The organism is Pseudooceanicola lipolyticus (genome assembly GCF_002786325.1).
GTDB lineage: Bacteria > Pseudomonadota > Alphaproteobacteria > Rhodobacterales > Rhodobacteraceae > Pseudooceanicola_C > Pseudooceanicola_C lipolyticus.
Window position 1 is genome coordinate 1 of record NZ_PGTB01000403.1, and the last position, 760, is coordinate 760.

General features: G+C 70.5%; 1 protein-coding gene and 1 pseudogene. Both read left to right on the forward strand.

Going from position 1 to position 760, the window contains the following annotated elements; genetic code table 11:
• Positions 1–153, forward strand: a pseudogene (locus tag CVM52_RS27905) (energy-coupling factor transporter transmembrane protein EcfT); the annotation flags it as partial.
• Between the two features lie 8 nt (positions 154–161).
• On the forward strand, positions 162–704 hold the full coding sequence (locus CVM52_RS26245; RefSeq protein ID WP_100165097.1) for a biotin transporter BioY: 543 nt from the start codon (positions 162–164) through the stop codon (positions 702–704).
• The last annotated feature ends 56 nt before the right edge of the window (positions 705–760 follow it).

Here is a 760-nt window from a genome sequence, read left to right on the forward strand (position 1 = left end):
TTGCTGGCCGAATCCTGGCGCGCGCGCTCGCCCCGACGGCCGGGCCTGCGGACCATCCTGCCGCTGGCCGCGCTGGCGATCGACGATGCCGAACATGTCGCCGAGGCCCTGCGCGCGCGTGGCGGCCTGGAAATTCCAAAAACATCAACATAGGGACCAGAATGGAACGCAACCTCGCCTTTATCGCCCTGTTTGCCGCGTTGATCGCGGCGCTGGGGCTGATCCCCAAATTCACCCTCGCCTTCGGCGTGCCGATCACCGCCCAGACCATGGGCGTGATGCTGTGCGGCACCGTGCTGGGCGCCCGGCGCGGGGCGCTGGCGGTGCTGCTGTTCCTGGCCCTGGTGGCGCTGGGGCTGCCGCTGCTGGCCGGCGGGCGCGGCGGGCTGGGCGTGTTTGCCACCCCCTCGGTCGGCTTTCTGCTCGGCTGGCCGGTGGCCGCCTTCGTCACCGGCCTGATCGTCGAACGTTGGAACGGCCCGCTGGCGCTGGTGGCCTCGGTGGCCTCGGTCATCGGCGGCATCGCGGCGCTTTATGTCTTTGGCATCATCGGCCTGGCCGTGATGCTGGACAAGACGCTGGTTGAATCGGCGCTGCTGGTCACCGCCTTCATTCCGGGCGACGTGATCAAGGCGGTGTTCGCCGGGCTGATCACCTCGGGCCTGGCGCGGTCGCGCCCGGCCAGCCTGTTGTCGCGCGGCTAACCGCGCGCCAACAGCACCGCGGTGCCCAGACCGCCCGCCGCCGCAATCGCGGCCAG